Genomic DNA, 5401 nt, shown 5'->3' with positions numbered 1-5401 from the left:
ATAGTGCGGATTACCCGTGTGAAAGTAGGTAATCGCCAGGCTCTCCCTTGAAACCCCTCAGTACGCAAGTACTGGGGGGTTTTGCTTTTGGGGCGGCCGAGCAATGTCTGTAAGCGTGTGACTCGTACCATCTGGCCGTCGGGCGAACGGAATGCCAACATCGTTCGCGATGGACACGCATGACCGACTGTGTCCACGAGAGGAGCGTGGGCACAGTGACTCAGTTGACCGAACCCGTTACAGGGCTGATCGTACTTTGGGTGCGAAATCTGGCGGTTTGGCACCAAAAATTCATACAGATCAATGGATTACAAGAACGCCGCCCGCACAAAGTGCGGGCGGCCACGAAGCCTTACTGCAAGCGCCTCTCCGGCTGGCTACCGCCAGATTCGCACCAAAAGAAGTCCCTTCCATTCGACTCCCCCTTCTAACGTAGGGCTTCAGCGAAGCAACTTTCCTGCCGTTTACCCAAGATCGGATGCCTTGTAATTCTGCAGTCCTTTGTCGGGACCTCGGCGCGCACTTGACTTCGCGCTGGCGTCGGTAGGATGGGACTAAGCGGCTCGGAACGCGATCCGCCCCCATCCGCCAAGAAACGGGAACAGAAATGGCCTCCAAACTTCGAGATAACCAAGGTGCGATTCGACTGAACGAGCTCGCACGAAAGTCGTGGGTCGGCATCTTCCTTATGTTCCTGCTTTGGGTCGTGCTCACAGCAGGAGCGATGACGATGGTCGCCAGGGAATTTGGCTACACAGCGGCCTGCTTCCATGGCATCGCGGTGTGACCGGCATCCGCTGGTGCGACCTCGGCAAGGATTCTTTGAGTAGCCCTCGTCGAAACCTCTCTGTTGGACGATTTCATGAACATCAACAGCACCAACGACAAGCAACATGTCAATCGCTCGCTACCGCCAAGCCTTCGCATGTTGGATGACCGCTACCGACTGACCCAGCACGTACAAATCAGTGCTGTGTTCCTAGATCTCGCTTGGCTAGGGTGCGAGGTCAGAATCCGCACCCTCGACAAATACGAGATTGCTTCCACGTTGCTGAAGGTCGACCCCGCAAACGGTACCTTCATCTTCGACGGTTGCCGCACCGATGCCGAGCGGGATTTGTTACTGGCTTCGGACGAGATTGTTTTCTCCACTACGCTACGTGGTGTAGAAATTGACTTCACCGTCGGACGGCCATATCCAGTCAAGTATCGGGGCGAGCCGGCCTGCGCTGCAGCCTTCCCATCTCAGCTGTACCATTTTGAGCGCCGCTCTCATCCCCGTGCGTCCGCGCTCGTTAACATGGCTTATAACTGCGAGCTGCGCACCTCCGACGAGCGAATTCTGACGCTGGACATCGCCGATTTGTCGCTGTCCGGAGTGGGCCTGCGCTCGAAGGCTGTTAGCGCTGGCCAGTTGTCGGTCGGCACGATTTTGAAGAAGTGCAGCCTCGATTTTGGCGACCTGGGCAAACTGGAGGTCGATCTACAAGTGGTGGGGCAAGGGCTAGTCCAACACGGCCGCCGTGATATGCATCACATTGGCTGCGCCTTTGTTTCACTCGCCCCCGGCCAGCAAACTTTCCTCCAGCGCATGGTCTACCAGATTGAGCTGGCGGGTCGCGAATGACTGGGAAGCCCTGCCAGGTCAATCCGGCAGCCCCTCTGCGCCTGTAGTGGCCCCTGTTGCTGCTTGGTATCGCAACATCGCAATAATGACATCTCGTTCCTGGAGTCAGCGTTAAAGGGGCGGCTGCCAAGCCTGCCCCACAGACGCGCACGAAGGAACGCTCACGCGGCCGCGCGGGCGCGTCAGGAGGAGGGCGTACGCCAGGTGGAGGCGCTCGAGCGGCAGCTGCTGGAGCTACGTACCCAATTCTCGACGGAGCTGGGACGCACCCGCGAGCAGGTGGCCGTGGGGCAGGAACGGGCTGCGGCCACCGAGCGCCGCGCGCTGCGCGAGATCGACCAGGAGCGCACGCTGCGGCAGAAGGCCGAGCAGGCGGCGGACCTGCGCGCCGAGCTGACGGCGGTGCAGGCGAGGGCGCAGGACGCCGCCGTGGCCGGCGCTGAGGAGCTCACAGCAACCACCACCTGGAACAACCCTGAAGTCCAACGCTCCCACCAGACGGCACAGCGCCGGATCCGGCGCCGCCCCAAATCTCTTCACCTAACCCACGTCGATCGAAATCTAGCGCGCAAGCGATTACCTGGCTTCTGGACAAGGCGGCCACATCCCGCCTTGAAGATGGGCACGGCGGCCGCGCCACGACCTCTCCTCACAGCTTTCTCATCACGGCGCGTAGAGGCGAGCCGGGTTTTCCACCAGGACCTGCTGCCTAAGCTCCTGCGTGGGCAGCCAGTTTCGGATGGAGCGCGCGAGCGCTCCCTCCGGCAGCGTCCGGTAGGCGGAGACCTCATGCCGTGACCTGCGCGGATCCCGTGCGGTGTGTGGCCAGTCACTACCCCACAGCACGTGTCGTGGCGCAGTCCGCAGGAACAGCGCGGCCCACGCACTGGCTGCGTCGTCCGGCGGCATGCCAGCCGACGCGAGCCGGTACGGCGCGGAGAATTTGATGTAGACGTTGCCGGAGCGCAGCAGCGTCAGCAAGGCGATCGCGCGCGCGTCGTCATGGGCCAGTGTGGTAGGCACCATGGCGAAATGGTCCAGCACGACCGGAACTGGCAGTTTCGCAAGCTGGCCAGCCATGGCCAGGATGACATCCAGGTCGGCATAGAGTTGCAGGTGCCAGTCGAACATGGCGATGCGGCCGGCCCAGCGTGCGAGCTCCGCCTGCGCGGCGCCGGCGTCGCACAGGCCGCTGCTTTCCAGGTTGAGGCGCAGCCCACGCACGCCGCGTGCACGCATGGCACGCAAGGCCTCGTTGTCCACGTCCTCGTCCAGCACGGCCACGCCGCGGCCCGCGCCCTGCAGGCGGTCGAGGCTGTCGAGCATGCACCGGTTGTCCGTGCCATAGATGCTGGGCTGCACGATCACTACGCGTTGCAGGCCATGCCGCGACAGGTGCGCAAACAGGTCCTCAAGCGATGCCGGTCCTGGTGTGTAGTGCCGCTGGGCGACCATGGGATAGTCGGTGCGCGCGCCGATGACGTGGGTGTGGCAGTCCCAGGCGCCTGCCGGTAGCGCAGGAGTGTCGCGCATGTCGTTATGCTTCCAATAGGCGTCGGGCGAAGGCGCGGCCCGTTTCAGCGGTGCCCAGGCGGCCGCCGACGTCGCGCGTGGCCTCGCCCGACTGGATCGCCGCGATCATCGCTTCGTCGATGGCGCGCGCAGCAGCCAGGAAGGCGGGCAGGTTGCTGCGCTGGCCATGCCAGCCAAGCAGTTGTCCGGCGGACACAATCAGCGAGAAAGGATTGGCAATGTCCTGGCCGGCAATGTCCGGCGCCGATCCGTGTGCCGCCTGGCCCATTGCATGGTCCTTGCCGGCGTTCAGCGAGCCGCCCAGGCCCAGGCTGCCGGACAATTCGGCAGTCAGGTCGGACAGGATGTCACCAAACATGTTGGTCGTGACGATGACGTCGAATCGCTGCGGGGCGCGCACCACGTGTGCCATCATTGCGTCGACAATGAAGTCGTCGACCTGTACTTCCGGGAACTCGCGCGCCACCTGGTGGCAGATGTCGATGAACATGCCATCGCCGATCTTCAGCACATTGGCCTTGTGCACGATGCTGACATGCCTGCGGCGTGTCATGGCCAGCTCGAACGCCGAGCGTGCAATGCGCTCGCAGCATTGGCGCGTAATGCGACGCAACGAGATGACAACATCCGGCGTGATCAGCATCTCGCTGCCGCCAGACTCGATATTGCGGTCGGCATAGAAACCCTCGGTATTTTCGCGCACGACGACGAGGTCGAACTCGCCAGCCCGGTGCTGCAGGCCCGGATAGGTGCGGGATGGCCTCACGTTGGCGTACAGGTCCAGTTCCTTGCGGAAGAATTTCGAGGGATTGATCTCGCCCCTGGCTTCATCCTTGAAGTCATAGGTGGCCATCGGTCCGAGCATCAGGCCATCGGCGGACTTCACTTTCTGCAGCAACGCCGGCGTCACGGTGGCCCCGTGGAGGCGCAGGCTCTCATGGCCGGATACATCCAGGTCGAATTCAAGGTTGAGCCGGAAGCGCGACGATACGGCACGCAGCACCTCGAGCGTGGCAGCCATTGTTTCGGGGCCGATGCCATCACCGGGAAGCACGACGATTTTCATGTTTGGTCCTTGATTGTGCGAGGGGAAAGAGCAAAGCGATATGCGGGCACACGGTCATTCAACGTAAGCACCCGCTGCCTTGACGAGTTGCGCGAACTTCTGGCGTTCGGCGCGCACGAATGCATCGAATCGCGCTGGCGTAACCGGCTCGACGGCGCTGCCGTCTGCCTCGAAGCGCGCACGGATGGCAGGCTCGGCAATGATTCTGTTGATCTCGGCATTGAGCAGCGTGACGATGGCCTCGGGCGTTTCGCGTGGCGCAAAGTAGCCGCCCCAGAGACTGAAATCGAAACCCGGCACGGCCAACTCCGCTACCGTAGGCACTTGGGGCAGCGCTGGCACCCGGCGGGGGGTGGATACGGCCAGCGGCTTGATCTTGCCGCCCTTGAGGTGAGGCATGATGGCGGAGGCGCTGGAAAAGAAGAACTGCACCTGCCCGCCCATCAGGTCGGTGATCGCCTGTCCGGCGCCCTTGTACGGAATGTGGACCATCTCGGTCCGGGTTCCGATGGCCAGGGCGGCCGCTGCCAGGTGGCCCGGCGTGGCCGTGCCGGACGACGCGTAGGACACGCTGCCCGGTTTGCTGCGCGCCATCTGCAGCAACTCGCCCAGGCCGCTGAAAGGCGCGCTGGCGGGTGCGGCCAACACCAGCGGCGCGTTGCCGACCAGCGCGACGGCCCGGAAGTCCTTCAGCGTGTCATAGCCGGGCGCTTTCATGGCGGATCCGTTGATCGCAATCTCACCGGTTTGCCCTAACAGCAGCGTATAGCCGTCGCCCGGGGCCCTGGCCACTAACCGGCTGCCCAGTGCCCCGCTTGCGCCGGGCCGGTTGTCGACAACCACCGGTTGCCCCAGTGCACGGGCGAGCCGTTCACCGATCAACCGGGCAAAGACATCGCCTTGCCCGCCAGGGGCATAGGGCACGATGACGGTGATGGGCTTTGCCGGATAGTCCTTGCTTGCCCACGCGGTGCCGAGCAGCCCGCTGGCCGCGGCGGCAACGCCAGTGCGCAGGAATCGTCTGCGGCCCGTGAATGCCCGCGCGTCTGTGATGGCCGTTTCCAATCCATGTCTCCTTGATCGAACCGAAGCGGGGAGCCTCCTCATTGCCATTGCATGCCCGGGTGGCTTGCCACGCCGCGCCACAGTGCGAGTTCCTTGTTCAACGCCTGACC

General features: G+C 63.2%; 5 protein-coding genes. 2 read left to right on the top strand and 3 right to left on the bottom strand.

What is annotated here, in order from left to right; all coding sequences use genetic code 11:
• Positions 1–607: 607 nt before the first annotated feature.
• Together AC1DO7_RS38985 and AC1DO7_RS38980 are read left to right on the top strand one after the other, a co-directional pair.
• Positions 608–787 carry a hypothetical protein gene (locus AC1DO7_RS38985; RefSeq protein WP_441620954.1) on the top strand — a complete coding sequence of 60 codons (180 nt, stop codon included), beginning with the start codon at positions 608–610 and terminating at the stop codon, positions 785–787.
• Between the two features lie 75 nt (positions 788–862).
• Complete coding sequence (locus AC1DO7_RS38980) at positions 863–1627, top strand: flagellar brake protein (RefSeq protein ID WP_441620952.1); 765 nt, start codon at positions 863–865, stop codon at positions 1625–1627.
• A 663-nt stretch (positions 1628–2290) separates the two neighbouring features.
• On the opposite strand, the gene AC1DO7_RS38975 is transcribed toward AC1DO7_RS38980, so the two are convergent.
• From AC1DO7_RS38975 to AC1DO7_RS38965, 3 genes are read right to left on the bottom strand one after another with little or no spacing between them, the layout of a single operon-like run.
• Positions 2291–3160 (bottom strand): amidohydrolase family protein, encoded by an 870-nt coding sequence (locus AC1DO7_RS38975; RefSeq protein ID WP_441620950.1) that lies wholly within the window; start codon positions 3158–3160, stop codon positions 2291–2293.
• A 4-nt stretch (positions 3161–3164) separates the two neighbouring features.
• Positions 3165–4226, bottom strand: coding sequence for an isocitrate/isopropylmalate dehydrogenase family protein (locus tag AC1DO7_RS38970; protein ID WP_441620948.1), 1062 nt, complete (start codon positions 4224–4226; stop codon positions 3165–3167).
• A 54-nt stretch (positions 4227–4280) separates the two neighbouring features.
• Positions 4281–5291, bottom strand: a complete 1011-nt coding sequence (locus AC1DO7_RS38965) for a Bug family tripartite tricarboxylate transporter substrate binding protein (RefSeq protein ID WP_441620946.1) — start codon at positions 5289–5291, stop codon at positions 4281–4283.
• Positions 5292–5401: the final 110 nt, after the last annotated feature.

The sequence above is a fragment of the Cupriavidus sp. 05N40 genome (genome assembly GCF_056397305.1).
This window is presented reverse-complemented; position numbering and strand designations above follow the sequence as displayed.